The organism is Haemophilus sp. Marseille-P9675 (assembly GCF_916862695.1).
GTDB classification, from domain to species: Bacteria; Pseudomonadota; Gammaproteobacteria; order Enterobacterales; family Pasteurellaceae; genus Haemophilus; species Haemophilus haemolyticus_K.
In genome coordinates this window covers 544,637-562,826 of sequence record NZ_CAKASP010000001.1, presented here as the reverse complement: position 1 = coordinate 562,826, position 18,190 = coordinate 544,637, and the positions used below count along the sequence as shown (strand labels likewise).

At 37.7% G+C, this 18,190-nt stretch carries 20 protein-coding genes and 1 riboswitch; of the genes, 8 read left to right on the top strand and 12 right to left on the bottom strand.

Going from position 1 to position 18,190, the window contains the following annotated elements; genetic code table 11:
- Nucleotides 1-33: 33 nt before the first annotated feature.
- From infC to thrS, 3 genes are all read right to left on the bottom strand, one after another.
- Complete coding sequence (gene infC / locus LIX50_RS02775) at nucleotides 34-576, bottom strand: translation initiation factor IF-3 (RefSeq protein ID WP_080351543.1); 543 nt, start codon at nucleotides 574-576, stop codon at nucleotides 34-36.
- A gap of 132 nt (nucleotides 577-708) precedes the next feature.
- Nucleotides 709-1,521 (bottom strand): D-hexose-6-phosphate mutarotase, encoded by an 813-nt coding sequence (locus LIX50_RS02770; protein WP_048953202.1) that lies wholly within the window; start codon nucleotides 1,519-1,521, stop codon nucleotides 709-711.
- A 62-nt stretch (nucleotides 1,522-1,583) separates the two neighbouring features.
- Entirely contained in the window at nucleotides 1,584-3,515 is a 1,932-nt protein-coding gene (gene thrS / locus LIX50_RS02765) for a threonine--tRNA ligase (RefSeq protein WP_048953203.1), read from the bottom strand.
- Nucleotides 3,516-3,799: 284 nt separating this feature from the next.
- Between thrS and LIX50_RS02760 the strand changes: the two genes are divergently transcribed.
- The 4 genes from LIX50_RS02760 (at nucleotide 3,800) to trpA (ending at nucleotide 7,338) form a co-directional block, all read left to right on the top strand.
- Nucleotides 3,800-4,384 carry an FMN-dependent NADH-azoreductase gene (locus LIX50_RS02760; protein WP_048953204.1) on the top strand — a complete coding sequence of 195 codons (585 nt, stop codon included), beginning with the start codon at nucleotides 3,800-3,802 and terminating at the stop codon, nucleotides 4,382-4,384.
- Nucleotides 4,385-4,559: 175 nt separating this feature from the next.
- The gene (locus LIX50_RS02755; RefSeq protein WP_080351544.1) at nucleotides 4,560-5,318 is read left to right on the top strand and encodes an SDR family oxidoreductase; all 759 of its coding nucleotides are present in this window, start codon (nucleotides 4,560-4,562) and stop codon (nucleotides 5,316-5,318) included.
- A gap of 17 nt (nucleotides 5,319-5,335) precedes the next feature.
- Nucleotides 5,336-6,532: a tryptophan synthase subunit beta gene (gene trpB / locus LIX50_RS02750; protein ID WP_048953206.1), complete on the top strand. Its 1,197-nt coding sequence runs from the start codon at nucleotides 5,336-5,338 to the stop codon at nucleotides 6,530-6,532.
- Nucleotides 6,532-7,338 (top strand): tryptophan synthase subunit alpha, encoded by an 807-nt coding sequence (gene trpA, locus LIX50_RS02745; protein ID WP_048953207.1) that lies wholly within the window; start codon nucleotides 6,532-6,534, stop codon nucleotides 7,336-7,338. The genes trpB and trpA overlap by 1 nt, the downstream gene beginning before the upstream one ends.
- A 43-nt stretch (nucleotides 7,339-7,381) precedes the next feature.
- Here trpA and moaE read toward each other — a convergent pair whose 3' ends face one another.
- From moaE to thiI, 5 genes are all read right to left on the bottom strand, one after another.
- The gene (gene moaE, locus LIX50_RS02740) at nucleotides 7,382-7,834 is read right to left on the bottom strand and encodes a molybdopterin synthase catalytic subunit MoaE (protein ID WP_048953208.1); all 453 of its coding nucleotides are present in this window, start codon (nucleotides 7,832-7,834) and stop codon (nucleotides 7,382-7,384) included.
- 1 nt (nucleotide 7,835) lies between these two features.
- Nucleotides 7,836-8,081: a molybdopterin synthase sulfur carrier subunit gene (gene moaD, locus LIX50_RS02735; protein ID WP_048953209.1), complete on the bottom strand. Its 246-nt coding sequence runs from the start codon at nucleotides 8,079-8,081 to the stop codon at nucleotides 7,836-7,838.
- 9 nt (nucleotides 8,082-8,090) lie between these two features.
- Nucleotides 8,091-8,573 carry a cyclic pyranopterin monophosphate synthase MoaC gene (moaC, locus tag LIX50_RS02730; protein WP_048953210.1) on the bottom strand — a complete coding sequence of 161 codons (483 nt, stop codon included), beginning with the start codon at nucleotides 8,571-8,573 and terminating at the stop codon, nucleotides 8,091-8,093.
- Between the two features lie 30 nt (nucleotides 8,574-8,603).
- Nucleotides 8,604-9,617 carry a GTP 3',8-cyclase MoaA gene (moaA, locus tag LIX50_RS02725; protein WP_048953211.1) on the bottom strand — a complete coding sequence of 338 codons (1,014 nt, stop codon included), beginning with the start codon at nucleotides 9,615-9,617 and terminating at the stop codon, nucleotides 8,604-8,606.
- A riboswitch (molybdenum cofactor riboswitch) is annotated at nucleotides 9,606-9,747 on the bottom strand. It overlaps the preceding gene by 12 nt.
- A gap of 163 nt (nucleotides 9,748-9,910) precedes the next feature.
- A complete protein-coding gene (gene thiI / locus LIX50_RS02720; RefSeq protein ID WP_048953212.1) occupies nucleotides 9,911-11,362 on the bottom strand; it encodes a tRNA uracil 4-sulfurtransferase ThiI in 1,452 nt (483 codons plus the stop codon).
- A 158-nt stretch (nucleotides 11,363-11,520) separates the two neighbouring features.
- On the opposite strand from thiI, the gene xseB reads away from it, so the two are divergent.
- The 3 genes from xseB to dxs are packed head-to-tail and all read left to right on the top strand — an operon-like array spanning nucleotide 11,521 to nucleotide 14,582.
- On the top strand, nucleotides 11,521-11,760 hold the full coding sequence (gene xseB / locus LIX50_RS02715) for an exodeoxyribonuclease VII small subunit (protein WP_048953213.1): 240 nt from the start codon (nucleotides 11,521-11,523) through the stop codon (nucleotides 11,758-11,760).
- On the top strand, nucleotides 11,760-12,650 hold the full coding sequence (gene ispA / locus LIX50_RS02710; RefSeq protein WP_048953214.1) for a (2E,6E)-farnesyl diphosphate synthase: 891 nt from the start codon (nucleotides 11,760-11,762) through the stop codon (nucleotides 12,648-12,650). Before xseB ends, ispA begins: the two co-directional genes overlap by 1 nt.
- A 54-nt stretch (nucleotides 12,651-12,704) precedes the next feature.
- A complete protein-coding gene (dxs, locus tag LIX50_RS02705) occupies nucleotides 12,705-14,582 on the top strand; it encodes a 1-deoxy-D-xylulose-5-phosphate synthase (RefSeq protein ID WP_048953215.1) in 1,878 nt (625 codons plus the stop codon).
- 35 nt (nucleotides 14,583-14,617) lie between these two features.
- On the opposite strand, the gene LIX50_RS02700 is transcribed toward dxs, so the two are convergent.
- The 4 genes from LIX50_RS02700 to rplM all read right to left on the bottom strand — a co-directional run bounded on the left by LIX50_RS02700 (nucleotide 14,618) and on the right by rplM (nucleotide 16,719).
- Nucleotides 14,618-15,070 (bottom strand): ClpXP protease specificity-enhancing factor, encoded by a 453-nt coding sequence (locus LIX50_RS02700; protein WP_048953216.1) that lies wholly within the window; start codon nucleotides 15,068-15,070, stop codon nucleotides 14,618-14,620.
- Nucleotides 15,070-15,708: a stringent starvation protein SspA gene (gene sspA / locus LIX50_RS02695; protein WP_005633569.1), complete on the bottom strand. Its 639-nt coding sequence runs from the start codon at nucleotides 15,706-15,708 to the stop codon at nucleotides 15,070-15,072. Before sspA ends, LIX50_RS02700 begins: the two co-directional genes overlap by 1 nt.
- Nucleotides 15,709-15,881: 173 nt before the next feature.
- The gene (gene rpsI, locus LIX50_RS02690) at nucleotides 15,882-16,274 is read right to left on the bottom strand and encodes a 30S ribosomal protein S9 (protein WP_005631594.1); all 393 of its coding nucleotides are present in this window, start codon (nucleotides 16,272-16,274) and stop codon (nucleotides 15,882-15,884) included.
- A 16-nt stretch (nucleotides 16,275-16,290) separates the two neighbouring features.
- Nucleotides 16,291-16,719 (bottom strand): 50S ribosomal protein L13, encoded by a 429-nt coding sequence (gene rplM, locus LIX50_RS02685; RefSeq protein WP_005628896.1) that lies wholly within the window; start codon nucleotides 16,717-16,719, stop codon nucleotides 16,291-16,293.
- Between the two features lie 310 nt (nucleotides 16,720-17,029).
- Here rplM and metF point away from each other — a divergent pair, with 310 nt between their 5' ends.
- On the top strand, nucleotides 17,030-17,911 hold the full coding sequence (gene metF / locus LIX50_RS02680; RefSeq protein WP_048953217.1) for a methylenetetrahydrofolate reductase: 882 nt from the start codon (nucleotides 17,030-17,032) through the stop codon (nucleotides 17,909-17,911).
- Nucleotides 17,912-18,190 lie beyond the last annotated feature (279 nt).

Genomic DNA, 18,190 nt, shown 5'->3' with positions numbered 1-18,190 from the left:
AAAAAGATTTGCTGAGAAATCTCAGCAAAATTCTTATTTTTTCTTAGGTGCTAACACCATTACAGCCTGACGGCCTTCTAATTTACCTGGTGCAGATTCAACAACAGAAATTTCAGCTAAATCATTTTTTACGCGCTCCAACACATCAAAACCGATGTCTTGGTGAGCCATTTCACGACCGCGGAAACGCACGGTAATTTTCGCTTTGTCACCTTCTTCTAAGAAACGGATTAAGCTACGTAATTTAACTTGATAGTCACCTTCGTCTGTGCCTGGACGGAATTTAATTTCCTTAACTTGCACAACTTTTTGTTTTTTCTTTTGTTCTTTAGCGGTTTTACTTTTCTCGTAAAGGAATTTACCGTAGTTCATAATGCGACAAACCGGCGGCTCTGCATTTGGGCTAATTTCAACAAGATCAAGCTCTACTTGCTCTGCCATTTCTAGGGCTTGTTGAATAGAAACAATCCCTGCTTGTTCACCATCTTGGTCAATTAAACGAACTTCTTTTACACGAATCTCTTCATTGATACGGTTTGGGCGATTTACTGCCGGCGCTTTTTTTACGGTTTTAATAATCGTATTCCTTCTATTGGTTAATCGTAAAAATCTTTTCGCTAAAAATAAAAGATTTCAAATTTGTTGCCCGTAAGGAACGAGCAAAATCCCGCGAATTCTATAGTATTCACACCACTTATGCAACAAAATTTAGCCTTTAAGCGAAATTTCTACGCTTAAACTTTCGCCAAATTCAAGCAAATGATGAATGCGTGCAGTTTCTAAGCACAACATTGTTTGATAGCCAATTTCACTCATTCCACTCATTTTTTTGTGCCAAGGATTCCAAAGGACAAATTGGCTTGCATTATGATGATACAGTGCAATTGTGCGATTAAAACTTTTATCTAGAATTTGATTCCGCATGTTTTCTGCGGAATAAATGCAATCAACATGTTCAGAAATGTGACGCGGTGACGGAACATTTTCTTGTTGTTGGTTTAAGCTATTAAAACAAGTTTCAGGTAAACCTTGTACTTCCACTTGATTAATATCCCCAATATTGAAATAGGTATGCAATGCTGCTTGTGCAGGTTCTTCGCCATAATGTGTAAAGGTTAAATGACATTTGTCTGTGAACACCATTACAATTTTAGCTTCGATAAGATTTAAATCAGAAAACAACTCAAATTCTAACCGCACTTTATGCGCTGAAATATCGTAATGACTCAACTGCCATAAGCGAATACGAGCTGTGCCGTGTGCAGGTTGTTTTACACCACCAAACCAAGGATAACAAATCGGGACACCACCACGAATAGCATTGCCATTTTCGAATGGTTCTACTTCACTTAACCATAATACATCTTGCTTCGCATTTTGCGGTTTCCAACTGATAAGCTGTGCGCCTTGCAAGGAAATTTTTGCCGTTCCAACAGCATGTTTTAAGTGAAGAACAGGGATATCATTATATTGAACTAAATTTAGCTCTGACGTTAATGTTTTAAGAAAAGTAATCTTCATATTTATTCCCTATATGAGATGAAAAAACCGCACTAAAGTGCGGTCTCTTTTTTCAAAGTTTTTTATTCTTCATTAAGTAATTTTAATTCACGATTTCTTACTTGATTTTTCAAGATTTCCGCAAATTCTTCCACTGTAAATGTACCTAAATCAGCACCTTTACGGGTACGTACGGCCACTTTGCCTTCTGAGATTTCTTTATCACCACAAACAAGCATATAAGGCACGCGACGTAAAGTATGTTCACGAATTTTGAAACCCACTTTTTCGTTACGTAAATCAGTTTTCACACGTAAACCTACATCAGAAAGCTGTTTTGCGACTTTTTGTACGTAGTCGGCTTGGCTATCGGTGATATTCATTACAACTGCTTGGGTTGGCGCTAACCATGCAGGGAAGAAACCTGCATATTCTTCGGTAATGATACCAATAAAGCGCTCAATAGAACCTAAAATTGCACGGTGAATCATGACAGGGGTTTTACGGCTATTATCTTCTGCCACATAAGTTGCATCTAAACGACCAGGTAATGCGAAGTCTAATTGCACGGTACCACATTGCCATTCACGGCCAATGCTATCACGTAATGCAAATTCAATTTTCGGACCATAGAATGCACCTTCACCTTCTTGAATTTCATATTCAAGACCGTTATGCGCTAACGCTGCAGCAAGACCTGCTTCTGCACGATCCCACATTTCATCTGAACCGATACGATTTTCAGGGCGAGTAGAAAGTTTTACTGCGATATTAGTGAAACCAAAAGTGCTATAAATGTCGTACACCATTTTGATACAGCTAGTTACTTCGCTCTCAATTTGATCTTCAGTACAGAAAATATGCGCATCATCTTGGGTAAAGCCACGAACACGCATTAAACCGTGTAAAGAACCTGATGGTTCATTACGATGGCAAGAACCAAATTCCGCCATACGGATTGGTAAATCACGGTAAGATTTTAAACCTTGATTAAAAATTTGAACGTGTCCTGGACAGTTCATCGGTTTAATTGCATATTCACGGTTTTCAGATTGAGTGGTAAACATTAAATCTGCGTAATTTTGCCAGTGACCTGTTTTTTCCCACAATACGCGATCCATCATAAACGGACCTTTCACTTCTTGGTAATCGTATTGTTTTAATTTAGTACGCACAAACGTTTCAAGCTCACGGAAAATTGTCCAGCCATCATTGTGCCAGAACACCATACCCGGCGCTTCTTCTTGCATATGATATAAATCTAATGCTTTACCAATTTTACGGTGATCGCGTTTTGCTGCTTCTTCTAAGCGTGTTAAGTATTCAGCAAGTTGTTTTTTATCCGCCCAAGCTGTACCATAGATACGTTGTAACATTTTATTTTTACTGTCACCACGCCAGTACGCACCTGCAACTTTTTGTAATTTGAAATGCTGACAGAAACGCATATTTGGCACGTGTGGGCCACGGCACATATCAATATATTCTAAATGATGATATAACGCAGGCGTTGCAGTACGTTCAATGTTTTCATCTAAAATTGCCATTTTGTATGGCTCGCCGCGTTTTTCAAAGGTATCACGCGCTTCTTGCCAAGTAACACGTTTTTTCACGACGTCATAATTGGTTTTTGCCAATTCCAACATACGTTTTTCGATTGCATCTAAATCTTCTTGCGTTAAAGAACGGTCTAAATCAATGTCATAGTAGAAACCGTTTTCAATAGTTGGACCGATTGCCATTTTTACATCTGGGAATAATTGTTTAATGGCATGACCAAACAAGTGTGCACATGAATGGCGAATAATTTCTAAACCATCTTCATCTTTAGCGGTAATGATTTCAAGCGTTGCATCTTGGTCGATAATATCGCATGCATCACGACGCTCACCATTTACACGGCCTGCGATAGTAGCTTTAGCAAGACCTGCACCAATATCTTGTGCGACTTCAAGAACAGAAACAGGATGATCGAATTGACGTTGGGAACCGTCAGGTAAAGTAATAATTGGCATTGTTTTTTCCTTATACAGTGGTCACCCATACGAAAGGTGACGTGTTCGTTTAAAATTCTATAAAAATTAACCGCACTTTTGCCCTACTTGGCTTCATTCCTACCATTGAACGAGCGAAATTAGGCAAAAAATGAGTGGCAAATTCTATCACTTTCTTAAGACATTGTTAAATAAATGCCCATATTTTACAAAAAGGAAATAATGTTTTTCTGGCTAGGGACTTTATATCCTAAAAATAAAGGATAGAATAACCGCACTTTTAAATACACAGTTAAGGAATAAAAATGAGCAACGTATTAGTATTAAAATCTAGCATTTCAGGAAATAACGCCCAGACCAATCAATTAGCCGATTATGTTATCGAAAAATTACAAGGTAATCACATTGTGGTACGCGATCTAGCCCAACAACCACTTCCATATTTTGATGCCACAGCAGCAACGGCTGTACGCGGTGAACCTAAAAATAATGAAGAAAAACAACTTCTTGCACTTTCCGATGAATTAGTCTCCGAATTAAAAAATGCAGAGACTCTGGTTATTGGTGCTCCAATGTATAATCTTGGTATCCCAACACAATTAAAGACTTATTTTGATTTTATCGCACGCCCACGCGTCACTTTCCAATATACGGCAAATGGGCCAGAAGGGTTATTAAAAGGTAAAAAAGCGATTGTGTTATGTGCATTTGGTGGGCTGTATGATGAAGAAAATTTGGTGACCCAGTATATGAAAGCTATTTTGGGCTTTATTGGTATCACCGATGTAAAATTTGTCTATGCAAAAGGCATCGGACTAGGCGCTGAAGCCATTGAAAAAGCACAAGTATCAGCAAAAGCAAAAATTAATGAAATTATTACCGCTCTTTAAGCCTTCATTTTATTTCATCTGAAACTTATAAAATGACTACACTAGATAGATTCAAATACTTCTAGTGTAGTTTTTTTATAGAAAATAAAATTCCTACATTTTCTTCATAAATTTATATATTTTTTTGTACTAGTGTAGTAGTATAAAAATATTCTACATAAGAAAGGAGAAAATGATGTCTAAAATTGCCCTTATTACTGGTGCTACTGCAGGATTTGGTACTGCAATTTGTAGAGCGCTTATTCAAGCTGGATATTTTGTAATTGGTACTGGCCGTCGTACTGAACGTTTAACTTCACTAAAAGCTGAATTGGGTGAAAAATTTCTTCCTCTTGCTTTCGATATATCTGATCGACTAGCGACTCAAGAAGCAATTACATCTTTACCTACACAATGGAAAAATATTGATTTACTCGTTAATAACGCAGGATTGGCTCTTGGCTTAGAATCTGCCGATAAAGCGAATCTTGATGATTGGGAACAAATGATTGATACCAATATTAAAGGATTGGTAAATATTACTCGATTTGTTTTGCCTCAAATGGTTGTACGAAATACGGGCCATATTATAAATATTGGTTCAATAGCAGGCAATTATGCTTACCCGGGTGGTAATGTATATGGTGGTACGAAAGCTTTTGTGAAGCAATTTAGTTTAAATCTAAGGGCCGATCTCGCGGGTAAAAATATTCGTGTAACAAACTTAGAGCCAGGCCTTTGTGGTGGAACAGAATTTTCTAATGTGCGCTTTAAAGGTGATGATAAACGAGCAGAAAAAGTTTATGAAAATGTGCAATACGTTACACCACAAGATATTGCAAATATGGTTTTATGGCTCAATCAACAACCAGAACACGTTAATATTAATCGCATTGAAGTGATGCCAACTGCTCAAACTTTTGCACCGCTTAATGTGGCAAGAAATTCAAATTAAAACAATAAGGAAACACAATGTCAGAAACTCTTTTAAACCCCTATTTTGGCGAGTTTGGGGGGATGTACGTACCAGAAATACTCGTGCCAGTGCTTAAACAGCTTGAGAAAGCATTTGTAGAAGCGAAAGACGATCCTGAATTCCAATGTGAATTTCAAGATTTACTCAAAAATTATGCGGGAAGACCGACCGCACTCACCCTTTGTCGTAACCTAACAAAAGGTACTAAAGCGAAAATCTATCTTAAACGTGAAGATTTATTACACGGTGGTGCCCATAAAACTAACCAAGTATTAGGGCAAATTTTATTAGCTAAACGTATGGGTAAAACACGTATTATAGCCGAAACAGGTGCGGGTCAACATGGTGTTGCTACTGCCCTAGCTTGTGCTATGTTAAATATGCCATGCCGTATTTATATGGGCGCAAAAGATGTTGAGCGTCAATCGCCGAATGTATTTCGTATGCGTTTAATGGGCGCGGAAGTGATTCCTGTACAAAAAGGCTCTTGCTCTTTAAAAGACGCTTGTTGCGAAGCTATGCGTGATTGGTCAGCAAACTATGAAACCACCCATTATTTACTTGGAACGGCGGCAGGCCCTCATCCCTTCCCAACGATTGTGAGAGAATTTCAAAAAATGATTGGAATTGAGACGAAACGTCAAATTCTCGAACGAGAAGGTCGTTTACCTGATGCAGTAATTGCTGCTGTTGGCGGTGGTTCGAATGCAATTGGCATGTTTACTGATTTTATTGATGAAGCAAATGTGCATTTGATTGGCGTTGAACCTGCGGGTAAAGGCATTGAAAGCGGTGAACATGGCGCACCATTAGGTCATGCAAAAGTGGGTATTTATTTCGGGATGAAATCCCCTTTAATGCAAACTGAAGATGGTCAAGTAGAGGAATCCTACTCTGTTTCAGCCGGGTTAGACTTCCCTTCTGTTGGTCCTCAACATGCTTATTTACAAAGTATTGGACGAGCAGAATATCCAAGTATTACCGATGATGAAGCATTGAATGCTTTCCAAGAGTTAGCTAAACATGAGGGTATTATTCCTGCATTAGAAAGCTCACACGCCCTTGCTCAAGCATTAAAAATGATTCATCAAGAACCTAACAAAGAACAAATTTTAGTCGTGAATCTATCTGGCCGTGGTGATAAAGATATTTTCACCGTAGATAAAATTTTGACAGAAAAAGGAATGAAATAATGAGCCGTTTTGAAACTCAATTTGCTGCGCTTAAAGCAAAAAATGAAGGGGCATTTGTTCCTTTCGTCACCTTATGTGACCCTACTTTTGACCGCTCTTTTGACATTATTTGTACGCTTGTGGATAACGGTGCAGATGCTTTAGAGCTTGGCTTCCCTTTTTCTGATCCACTACTCGATGGCCCCGTGATCCAAGCTGCGAATAATCGTGCTTTAACTGCAGGCCATAGTACTGAAGATAGCTTTAAGTTATTAGAAAAAGTGCGGTCAAAATATCCAGAGATTCCGATTAGCTTGTTACTTTGTGCCAATTTAATTTTTGCCAAAGGACTAGATACTTTTTATCAACGTTGTGCAGAAGTCGGTGTTGATGCTGTGCTTGTGGCAGATATTCCGTTACTCGCAAAAGAAGATTATGTACAAGCAGCCAAAAAACACGGCATTCAACCGGTATTTATTTGCCCGCCAAATGCGGATGAGAAAACGATCCAAGGTGTAGCACAAAATAGCGAAGGATATACCTATTTAGTCTCACGCGCAGGCGTAACGAGTGCTGAAAATCAAGCTCATGCAGCAAATTTAGATACCCTTGTAGAACAGCTTAAGGCACATAATGCTCCGCCAATTTTACAAGGCTTCGGTATTGCTCAACCAGAGCAAGTTAAAGAAACATTGACTTTGGGGGCAGCGGGTGCGATTTCAGGTTCTGCAACGGTGAAAATCATTGAGCGGAATCTGGATAATCACGAGCAATGTTTAGCTGAATTAGCTGAATTTGTTCAAGCGATGAAAGCAGCAACAAAATAACTTATAAAATACAAAAAAAGCGGTGAAATCCACCGCTTTTTTATTACCATTTCTTTAATGCTTCTTTATCTGAATCTCTCGCCTTTATCCAGCGATCCCCTTTGTTGGTTTGTTCTTTTTTCCAAAAAGGTGCCTTAGATTTTAGATAATCCATAATAAATTCATTTGCATGATAGGCATCGCCACGGTGAGAAGAGCTTATTCCTACTAATACAATTTCATCTCCCGTATGCAATAATCCTACTCGATGAATCACACTAACTCGTTGGATATTCCAACGGGATTGAGCTTCAGAAATAATTTCTTGTAGTGCTTTTTCGGTCATTGCAGGATAATGTTCTAAGTATAGACTCGAAACATCATCACCTAAATTAAGATCACGAACTTTTCCAACAAAAATTACTGTTGCACCAACAGAGTGAGATTCAGAAAGCCAATGATAAACTGCATTTTGATCAAACTCAGCTTCCTGTACTGAAATATGAATATTACTCATCTTATCCCCCTGTTACTGGTGGAAAAAATGCAATTTCATCACCTGATTTTACCGCACTTTCAAGAGGCATTAAGGTTTGATTTATCGCAACTAGCAGTTTTTCTTTTTCTAAAGCTAATGCCCATTTATCACCTTTTTGCGCTAAATGTTCACGTAATTTATCAGCTGTAGTAAATTCTGCCTCAATAGAAAGTTCATCTACACCAATTAATTCTCGTGTTTGAGCAAAAAATAATACTTTTAGCATGTTATTTCCCTATTTATGTTGGGCAACAAAGTGACCTGATTTTCCACCACTTTTTTCCAATAAACGTACATATTCAATAACCATATCTTTTTGAACAGCCTTACACATGTCATAAATAGTTAAAGCAGCAACACTTACCGCTGTTAATGCTTCCATTTCTACGCCAGTTTTTCCCGAAAGTTTACATAAAGACTCAATTCGTACTTGGTGTTTTTCCACTAAAGGTTCAAGACTGACCTCTACTTTAGAAAGTAGCAAAGGATGACAAAGCGGAATTAATTCCCATGTTCGTTTAGCTGCTTGAATGCCTGCAATACGCGCAGTTGCAAAAACATCACCTTTATGATGCTGCCCACTAAGAATCATAGTTAAAGTTTCAGGCGCCATTGTCACCAAAGCTTCTGCACGTGCTTCGCGTACGGTTTCTATTTTGCCAGAAACATCCACCATATTGGCTTCACCTTGGCTATTGATATGCGTAAATGTTTTCATAATTTAAAAGTGAGGTTAATTTTAAGAAATTTATCCACCGATAGATGCTAAATGCTGACGAATGCCAGTGTCGCCTTGGTGTAAGTAATGGTGTTCACGCTTACCTTGAAGCGCAGAAAAAATCCGAGCCTGTAAAATTGATTGCTGATCATCTGAACGTAAAAGATCGCGCAGTTCAATCCCCTCTTCACCAAATAAACAAAGATGTAATTTTCCTTTTGCTGACACACGAAGACGATTACAACTTGCACAGAAATTCTTTTCATATGGCATGATCAATCCTATCTCACCCATATAATCAGGATGTTTAAATACCTTTGCAGGACCATCTGTTATAGCTTTTTGTTGTAATTGCCAACCTTGCTCTAATAATTTCTTGACTAAAATTTCACCAGAAAGATGGTGATGATGAAAGAAAGTATCCATTTCTCCCGTTTGCATTAGCTCAATAAAGCGCATTTGGATTGGACGATTCTTTACCCAAGCTAAAAATTGATTGAATTCATGATCATTTAAATTTTTCATCAATACTGAATTGACTTTAACTTTTTTATAACCAATCTCAAAGGCTCGCTCAATTCCTCTCATCACCTCATCAAACTTATTAATTCCTGTAATTTGATGAAACATTTTAGGATCAAGACTATCAACACTAACATTAATGGAAGTAATGCCCGCACGTTGCCAAGCATCTACATCTTTTGCCATACGATAGCCATTTGTAGTTAAAGCTAACTGACGAATGCCACTTACATTCGCTACATTTTCAGCAATCGTAATAAAATCTTTACGTAAAGTGGGTTCTCCACCAGTTAAACGAATCTTTTCTGTCCCCATAGCAGCAAATGCTTCTGCGACACGAACAATCTCACTTAAGGTAAGAAAACTTGGCTTGTTTGCTTCAGGCTGATAACCATTGGGTAAACAATAGTTACAACGAAAGTTACACTGATCAGTTATTGACAGTCGTAAATAATAATAGGCACGCTGGAACGCATCGACTAATCCCACGTTCCCTACGTTTTTAATGGGAATTGATTGCATGTGACACCTTTCTAATATGGAGAGGATAAACCGTTTCCAGCGTATCCCTGAATAACAAACATCGTTATTGGCATTGCGACCCTATTTTGAATATAAACGTAGGTCAACAAGCTCGGAGTTATGCGTAAAATTTATTACTCGTGATTTTAAAAGATTTCACTTCGCTAACACAATTACTAATTTTGATGAAAAACAAAATTTATATAAATTCTTAAAAATAAACTATATAAAAAAATATATAATGGTATTTTAAAACAACATATATGCTTACTAATATATAGTAAATTTAAACATTATTTTTTTGAGAAAACTTGCACATTTGAAAAACCATTTTCTTTCAAATATAAGGCTTGTAATTTGCTCATCACGCCACGCTCGCAATACAACACGTAATTTTTACTTTGATCAAGGCTAGCAAATTGAGAAGAAAGTTTGTAGAACGGCATTTGAATGACTTCATGTGTATCCGATTCAAATGGATTTTCATCCGTTTCTTCTGGGCTACGAATATCCAAAATCACTTCATTTTCACCTAATACAGAAATTGCCTCGACTTCTACCACTTCTTTTTCTGTTTCTTCTGCAATCTGGCGAATATCTAAATATTTTGCATTTTGCACCGCACTTTCAAGAATCTCAAAATTAAAATGCCCTTCTTCTTCTAGAATCTTTTCACGAACAGCTTTAATCGTAGGATTTTTTGAAATCACTCCACAAAATTCCGGCATAGATTTTGCAATATCGTCAGTGCCAATTTCTTTCGCCATCGCGATAATTTGTTCTTTATCATGCGTAATTAACGGGCGTAATACTAAGGCATCAGCGGCTTCATCAATCAAGCGTAAATTGGTTAAAGTTTGGCTAGAAACTTGTCCTAATGCCTCCCCTGTCACAATCGCTTCAATATTAAAACGTTGAGCGACTTTACTTGCTGCTCGCACCATCATCCGTTTTAATACAACGCCCATTTGGCCATTATCGACTTTCTCTAAAATCTCACCGACAACCCCTTCAAAGTTAATCGCAATAAAGCGTACTTTATGTGAAGCGCTATAGCGTTGCCAAATATGATAAGCCATTTGTTTTACGCCAATTTCATGGGCTGCGCCACCAAGATTAAAGAAACAATAATGAACTCGGGAACCACGACGAATCAACATATAACTCGATACACCTGAATCAAATCCCCCAGAAATCAAAGAAAGCACATCCTCTTGCGTCCCAATCGGATAACCGCCAATGCCTGCATGACGTGCTTTAACTAACATCATTTTGTCATCTTCAATATCAATACGAACTGTCACCTCTGGATTTTTCAACCGCACTTTTGCGCTTTCAATATGTTGATTTAATCCACCGCCGATATAACGTTCTGCTTCAATCGAACTAAATTTATGTTTCCCCTTACGTTTTACTCGAACGCAAAAGGTTTTGCCTTGAAGTTGTTGCGCGACATAAGCAAGCGTCAATTCAAAAATATGATGTAAATCGGTAAACGGTTTTTCTTCAACTTCTAAAAAATGATGAATACCAGGAATACGTTGTAACAAGGCGATTAATTCTTCACGATTTTCTTCATTTTTTGACCGCACTTCAATGTAATCCCAGTGACGTACAACTGCTGTTTCTTCATCATATTTCTGTAAAATATTGCGGATATTAGAGGTTAAAATTTTTGAGAAACGTTTACGAACAGTTTCGCTCTTAATCATAATTTCAGGAAAAAGTTTAACGATAAATTTCATATAAATAGCTTGGGCATTTCTTGGGTATTTAAAGTGGCTAGTATTTTACGCAAAGATAGTGAAAAGTCCACTGGTCCTAGCTTGAAATAATTTTTTAACAACTCAAGTAAAATACAGTACAATGGCAAGCAATTTTTACCGTGAAAAAGGATAATTCCATGGCGCGTAAACCCGCATCTTCACAAGATTTTGAAACAACGTTAGCGCAGTTAGAAAATATTGTTACACATTTAGAAAATGGCGATCTACCGTTAGAAGAAGCGTTAAAAAAATTTGAACAAGGTGTGCAACTCGCTAAGTTAGGACAAGAACGTTTACAACAAGCAGAACAACGTATTCAGATCTTATTGCAAAAAACTGAAGATGCCCCATTGAATGATTATGAAGGGAATGCTTAATGGGTAACTTTTCTGAAGAATTACAACAGGTTCAAACTCGTATCAATCGCTTTTTAGAAGCTCAATTTGAAGGCATTGAAAGTCATAATGCACCTTTGCTTGACGCGATGAAATACGCATTATTACTTGGTGGTAAACGAGTTAGACCTTTTTTAGTTTACGCAACAGGTCAAATGCTTGGTGCTGAAAAACAAACCTTAGATTACGCAGCTGCCGCTATTGAAGCCATTCATGCCTATTCCTTAATTCACGATGATTTACCTGCAATGGATGATGACAATCTACGTCGTGGGCACCCTACTTGTCATATCCAATTTGATGAAGCTACGGCTATTCTTGCGGGCGATGCACTGCAAAGTTTTGCTTTTGAAATGTTAACTAAAACGCCAAATATTTCTTCTGAACAAAAACTGGCTTTAGTTAAAATTTTAGCTCAAGGCTCTGGCGTACAAGGAATGTGCTTAGGGCAAAGTTTAGATCTTATCTCTGAGCATAAACAAATTAGTTTAAGCGAATTAGAATTAATCCATCGTAACAAAACGGGCGCATTGCTGATTGCCGCATTAAAATTAGGTTTTATTTGTTCTCCGCATTTTGCCGACAAAAGGTTAGAACAATCCTTAACACAATATGCGGAAGCCATTGGCTTAGCCTTTCAAGTTCAAGACGATATTTTAGATATTGAGGGTGATAGTGCAGAAACTGGCAAACAAGTCGGCGCGGATCTTGATTTAGATAAAAGTACGTATCCAAAATTACTTGGGTTAAGCGGCGCAAAACAAAAAGCGCAAGATCTATATCAAAGTGCTTTGTCTGAATTAGAAAAAATTCCTTTTGATACGACCGCACTTCGTGCATTAGCTGAATTCATTATTACAAGAAAAAGTTAATACCGACCGCGTCAATGCTGACAAAGTGCGGTCAAACATTATAAAGTTTTTAAAATGACTAACAATATGAACAATTACCCCTTATTATCTTTGATTAATTCACCAGAAGATTTGCGTCTTTTAAATAAAGAGCAGCTACCACAACTCTGCCAAGAATTACGTGGTTATCTTTTAGAATCTGTTAGTCAAACTAGCGGGCATTTAGCATCAGGTTTAGGCACTGTAGAGCTAACTGTTGCACTACACTACGTGTATAAAACACCATTTGATCAGTTAATTTGGGATGTTGGACATCAAGCTTATCCCCACAAAATTTTAACGGGTCGTCGAGATCAAATGTCCACAATTCGCCAAAAAGACGGTATTCATCCTTTCCCTTGGCGTGAAGAAAGTGAATTTGACGTATTAAGCGTTGGCCACTCCTCTACTTCTATTAGTGCTGGATTAGGTATTGCTGTCGCCGCAGAACGAGAAAATGCAGGTAGAAAAACGGTATGCGTAATCGGTGATGGCGCAATTACTGCGGGAATGGCTTTTGAAGCGCTGAATCATGCAGGTTCTGTTCACACTGATATGTTGGTCATTTTAAATGACAATGAAATGTCTATTTCAGAAAATGTTGGCGCGTTAAATAATCACCTTGCTCGTATTTTCTCTGGTTCTATCTACTCCACATTACGAGATGGAAGTAAAAAAATTCTCGATAAAGTTCCACCTGTAAAAAACTTTATGAAAAAAACCGAAGAACATATGAAAGGAGTGATGTTCTCACCAGAAAGTACATTATTTGAAGAGCTCGGTTTTAATTATATTGGCCCAGTGGATGGGCATAATATTGACGAATTAGTGGCAACACTTACGAATATGCGTAATCTGAAGGGACCACAATTCTTACATATCAAAACTAAAAAAGGTAAAGGATACGCCCCTGCAGAAAAAGATCCAATTGGTTTCCACGGCGTACCAAAATTTGACCCAATCAGTGGTGAATTGCCTAAACACAATACTAAATCAACTTATTCGAAAATTTTTGGTGATTGGCTATGCGAAATGGCAGAAAAAGACTCCAAAATTATTGGTATTACACCTGCAATGCGCGAAGGTTCTGGCATGGTGGAATTTTCTCAGCGTTTCCCAGAACAATATTTTGATGTAGCGATTGCAGAGCAACACGCCGTTACGTTTGCCACTGGACTTGCTATTGGCGGATATAAACCCGTAGTTGCGATTTACTCGACATTTCTACAACGTGCTTACGACCAATTGATTCACGATGTGGCTATTCAAAATCTCCCTGTATTATTTGCGATTGATCGAGCGGGTATCGTAGGGGCTGATGGCCCAACACATCAAGGGGCATTTGATCTTAGCTTTATGCGTTGCATTCCCAATATGATTATCATGACACCAAGTGATGAAAATGAATGCCGTCAAATGCTCTATACAGGTTATCAATGTGGGAAACCTGCAGCAGTGCGCTATCCTCGCGGAAATGCCATTGGTGTTGAACTAACTCCTTTAGAGATACTTCCTATCGGTAAATCACGTTTAATTCGAGAAGGTCAAAAAATTGCGATTTTAAATTTTGGTACCCTTTTACCGTCCGCTTTAGAGGCAGCAGAAAAACTCAATGCAACAGTTGTCGATATGCGTTTTGTGAAACCGATTGATATTGAAATGATTAATGTGCTTGCACAAACTCACGATTATTTAGTCACATTAGAAGAAAATGCAATTCAAGGTGGAGCGGGATCTGCTGTAGCGGAAGTGCTAAATTCATCTGGAAAATCAACCGCACTTTTACAGCTTGGTTTGCCAGATTATTTTATTCCACAAGCAACACAGCAAGAAGCATTGAAAGATTTAGGATTAGATTCAAAAGGAATTGAAGAAAAAATTCTCAACTTTATTGCAAAACAGGACAATTTGTAAAAATAAACGCGATGATAACTTCATCGCGTTTTTTCTTAATCAATAATTCTTAAATGAGAAGCTGATTTTGTTTTCTTTTTTTCTTCTCGTTTTCTAGGGCTATCTACAGCCTCATGAAAACTAGTTGGCTGTTCAGTATCTGGCTCAGAATTAAGTTCATCGTAAACCTCTTCTGGCTCAAACATCACCCCATCGCCATTTTCACGAGCATAGATCGCGAGCGCTGCGCCCATTGGAATATACAGTTCACGAGAAACACCTTTAAACCGGGCATTAAACTGAATGAAATCATTTGTAAGTTGTAAATTGCCCGTAGCATTGGCAGACAAGTTCAATACAATCTGTCCATCTTTTACATATTCGACCGGAACATTCACACCTAAGTAAGTCGCATCAACAACTAAATAAGGCGTGAAATTATTATCTACTAGCCAATCATAATAGGCGCGTAATAAATAGGGGCGCTTAGGGGAAGCTTTATATTCCATTACTTATCATCCATTAAATTTTTTGGTGCAGCCTCACCTACAGACTGCAAGAATGAATCTCGACTAAATACACGATCCATATATCCCTTAATTGGTTTACTACCTGGACCTGTAAATTCCACGCCTAAATGTTTTAATTTCCATAACAATGGCGCAACGTAACAATCCACTAAACCAAACTCTTCATTCATGAAATAAGGTGTTTGCTGGAAAACTGGTGTGATCGCTAAAAGTTCTTCTTTTAATTGTTTGAGTGCTTCAGCTTTTTCACTTTCTGTACCATTTTCTGCTTTCTTGAGAGTTGGATACCAATCTTGTTCAATTCGTAACATCAAAAGACGATCTTTTGCTCGAGAAACTGGATACACTTGCATTAATGGTGGATGCGGAAAACGCTCGTCAAGATATTCCATAATAATTCGTGAACTAAACAAAACAAGATCACGATCAACTAACGTAGGCACCGTAGCATACGGATTTAATTCCATTAAATCTTCTGGTAATGCTTGCAAATCAACTTCTTCGTTCTCATAAAGTACACCTTTTTCAGCTAAAACAATTTTTACCTGATGACAGTAAATATCATCTTTATTTGAAAAAAGGGTCATTACTGAACGTTTACTTGATGCGCTGGACATTTATTCCTCCGAAGATCCAAAAATATTCTATATTTTATAAGGGGTGTGTATTCTACCACAAAGCGTAAGTCATTTGCCAAACAATTCTTTTTTATTGTTTTATAATCAATAAGTTAGATAACAAAAAAGCAGAGATTTCTCTCTGCTTTTCTTTTTCGAAACGAAAATAAAAATTAACGTTTTGAGTATTGTGGACGACGACGTGCTTTGTGTAAACCCACTTTTTTACGTTCAACGCGACGTGCGTCACGAGTAACGAAACCAGCTGCACGAAGTGCTGGGCGTAATGTTTCATCGTATTCCATCAATGCACGAGTGATACCGTGACGGATTGCACCCGCTTGACCAGAAATACCACCACCTTTAACAGTGATGTATAGGTCTAATTTATCAGTTAATTCAACCAATTCTAATGGTTGACGTACTACCATGCGCGCAGTTTCACGGCCGAAGTAAACGTCTAATTCACGTTGGTTGATAGTGATTTTACCACTGCCCGGTTTGATAAATACACGAGCTGAAGAGCTTTTGCGGCGACCTGTGCCGTAGTTTTGATTCTCTGCCATTTTCTAAACCTCGTGATTAAATATCTAATACTTGTGGTTGTTGTGCAGCGTGTTGGTGTTCAGCACCTGCGTACACTTTTAATTTACGGAACATTGCACGGCCTAATGGACCTTTTGGCAACATACCTTTAACCGCAATTTCAATCACTGCTTCAGGACGGCGAGCGATCATTTCTTTGAAAGTCGCTTGTTTAATACCACCTACATAGCCAGTGTGCCAGTAGTAAAGTTTATCTGTTTCTTTACGACCAGTTACTGCCACTTTGTCTGCGTTGATAACGATGATGTAATCACCAGTATCTACGTGTGGAGTGTACTCAGCCTTGTGTTTACCACGAAGACGACGTGCTAATTCAGTCGCTAAACGACCTAAAGTTTTACCTGTCGCATCTACTACGTACCAGTCGCGTTTAACCGTTTCTGGTTTTGCTACAAAAGTTTTCATTAATTAATTACCAAAAATTAGTTTGATACCCAGTGTTCTTACGAACACAACCATTGATCTTAATCGCCACCCCTTCGAGTGAGATCTCGATAAAATAATGTACGATGGGAATTCGCACATTTACAGGGTCGGTGTATTATACATATTTATTTCATGAATGCTAATTTTTTATGCAATATTTTAGTATTTTTGCTGAAACCTATTTACATTAACTAAATTAATATTTTTAATGAATTTATTAAAATTGACTCATACATAAAGTTATTTTATTGTTAACTCAAATATCATCATACTAGTTATAGGAATTTTTATGAGCTACGCTAAAGAAATTGACATACTTAATCAGCACATCGCTGACTTCAATAAAAAAATTAATGTTTCTTTTGAATTTTTCCCACCCAAAAATGAAAAAATGGAAACGCTTTTATGGGATTCGATTCATCGTTTAAAAGTGTTAAAACCGAAATTCGTTTCTGTTACTTATGGCGCAAACTCAGGCGAGCGTGACCGCACTCATAGCATTGTAAAAGCAATCAAACAAGAAACTGGATTAGAAGCGGCTCCGCATTTAACTGGTATTGATGCCACACCTGAAGAATTAAAACAAATTGCTAAAGATTACTGGAACAGTGGTATTCGTCGTATCGTTGCGTTACGCGGTGACGAACCCAAAGGATATGCCAAAAAACCATTTTATGCGTCAGATCTCGTGGAATTACTCCGTTCTGTCGCTGATTTTGATATTTCTGTGGCTGCTTATCCAGAAGTTCATCCAGAAGCAAAATCAGCACAAGCAGACTTGATTAATTTAAAACGTAAAATTGATGCAGGTGCAAATCATGTTATCACTCAATTTTTCTTTGATATTGAAAACTACCTACGTTTCCGTGATCGTTGTGCATCAATTGGTATTGATACTGAAATCGTGCCGGGCATTTTACCTGTAACTAACTTTAAGCAATTACAAAAAATGGCTTCTTTCACTAATGTGAAAATTCCTGCATGGCTTGTTAACGCTTATGAAGGATTAGACGATGATCAAACTACTCGTAATCTTGTAGCAGCAAGTGTTGCGATGGATATGGTGAAAATTTTATCTCGCGAAGGAGTGAATGACTTCCATTTCTATACGCTAAATCGTAGTGAATTAACTTATGCAATTTGTCATATGTTAGGTGTAAGACCTAGCTAATATACGACTTATTTAATATTCAAAGCCCACGCTCTTTCAAAGCGTGGGTTCTTTTTTCTTTACAATTTTTATCTTAGATAAATGATTATCAAAAAAACCGAGCTTTTGGAAAATGCCGTGACGGAATAATTGATACATACTCGTTTATCTCTCAGGATAGTTGACTGTAAGAAAAGTGCGGTTAATTTTCACCGCACTTTAAAGGTAAGATTGCTCGTATTCTACGAGGAACAGGAATAATGTGCAAATAATAAAAAATGTGATGATCACAACGCAATC

Excerpts from the sequence above, each read along its gene's own strand:
- LIX50_RS02770 (WP_048953202.1), bottom strand. The coding sequence starts at position 1,521 with ATGAAGATTACTTTTCTTAAAACATTAACGTCAGAGCTAAATTTAGTT.
- thrS (WP_048953203.1), bottom strand. The coding sequence starts at position 3,515 with ATGCCAATTATTACTTTACCTGACGGTTCCCAACGTCAATTCGATCAT.
- LIX50_RS02760 (WP_048953204.1), top strand. The coding sequence starts at position 3,800 with ATGAGCAACGTATTAGTATTAAAATCTAGCATTTCAGGAAATAACGCC.
- LIX50_RS02755 (WP_080351544.1), top strand. The coding sequence starts at position 4,560 with ATGTCTAAAATTGCCCTTATTACTGGTGCTACTGCAGGATTTGGTACT.
- trpB (WP_048953206.1), top strand. The coding sequence starts at position 5,336 with ATGTCAGAAACTCTTTTAAACCCCTATTTTGGCGAGTTTGGGGGGATG.
- trpA (WP_048953207.1), top strand. The coding sequence starts at position 6,532 with ATGAGCCGTTTTGAAACTCAATTTGCTGCGCTTAAAGCAAAAAATGAA.
- moaE (WP_048953208.1), bottom strand. The coding sequence starts at position 7,834 with ATGAGTAATATTCATATTTCAGTACAGGAAGCTGAGTTTGATCAAAAT.
- moaD (WP_048953209.1), bottom strand. The coding sequence starts at position 8,081 with ATGCTAAAAGTATTATTTTTTGCTCAAACACGAGAATTAATTGGTGTA.
- moaC (WP_048953210.1), bottom strand. The coding sequence starts at position 8,573 with ATGAAAACATTTACGCATATCAATAGCCAAGGTGAAGCCAATATGGTG.
- moaA (WP_048953211.1), bottom strand. The coding sequence starts at position 9,617 with ATGCAATCAATTCCCATTAAAAACGTAGGGAACGTGGGATTAGTCGAT.
- thiI (WP_048953212.1), bottom strand. The coding sequence starts at position 11,362 with ATGAAATTTATCGTTAAACTTTTTCCTGAAATTATGATTAAGAGCGAA.
- xseB (WP_048953213.1), top strand. The coding sequence starts at position 11,521 with ATGGCGCGTAAACCCGCATCTTCACAAGATTTTGAAACAACGTTAGCG.
- ispA (WP_048953214.1), top strand. The coding sequence starts at position 11,760 with ATGGGTAACTTTTCTGAAGAATTACAACAGGTTCAAACTCGTATCAAT.
- dxs (WP_048953215.1), top strand. The coding sequence starts at position 12,705 with ATGACTAACAATATGAACAATTACCCCTTATTATCTTTGATTAATTCA.
- LIX50_RS02700 (WP_048953216.1), bottom strand. The coding sequence starts at position 15,070 with ATGGAATATAAAGCTTCCCCTAAGCGCCCCTATTTATTACGCGCCTAT.
- sspA (WP_005633569.1), bottom strand. The coding sequence starts at position 15,708 with ATGTCCAGCGCATCAAGTAAACGTTCAGTAATGACCCTTTTTTCAAAT.
- rpsI (WP_005631594.1), bottom strand. The coding sequence starts at position 16,274 with ATGGCAGAGAATCAAAACTACGGCACAGGTCGCCGCAAAAGCTCTTCA.
- rplM (WP_005628896.1), bottom strand. The coding sequence starts at position 16,719 with ATGAAAACTTTTGTAGCAAAACCAGAAACGGTTAAACGCGACTGGTAC.
- metF (WP_048953217.1), top strand. The coding sequence starts at position 17,030 with ATGAGCTACGCTAAAGAAATTGACATACTTAATCAGCACATCGCTGAC.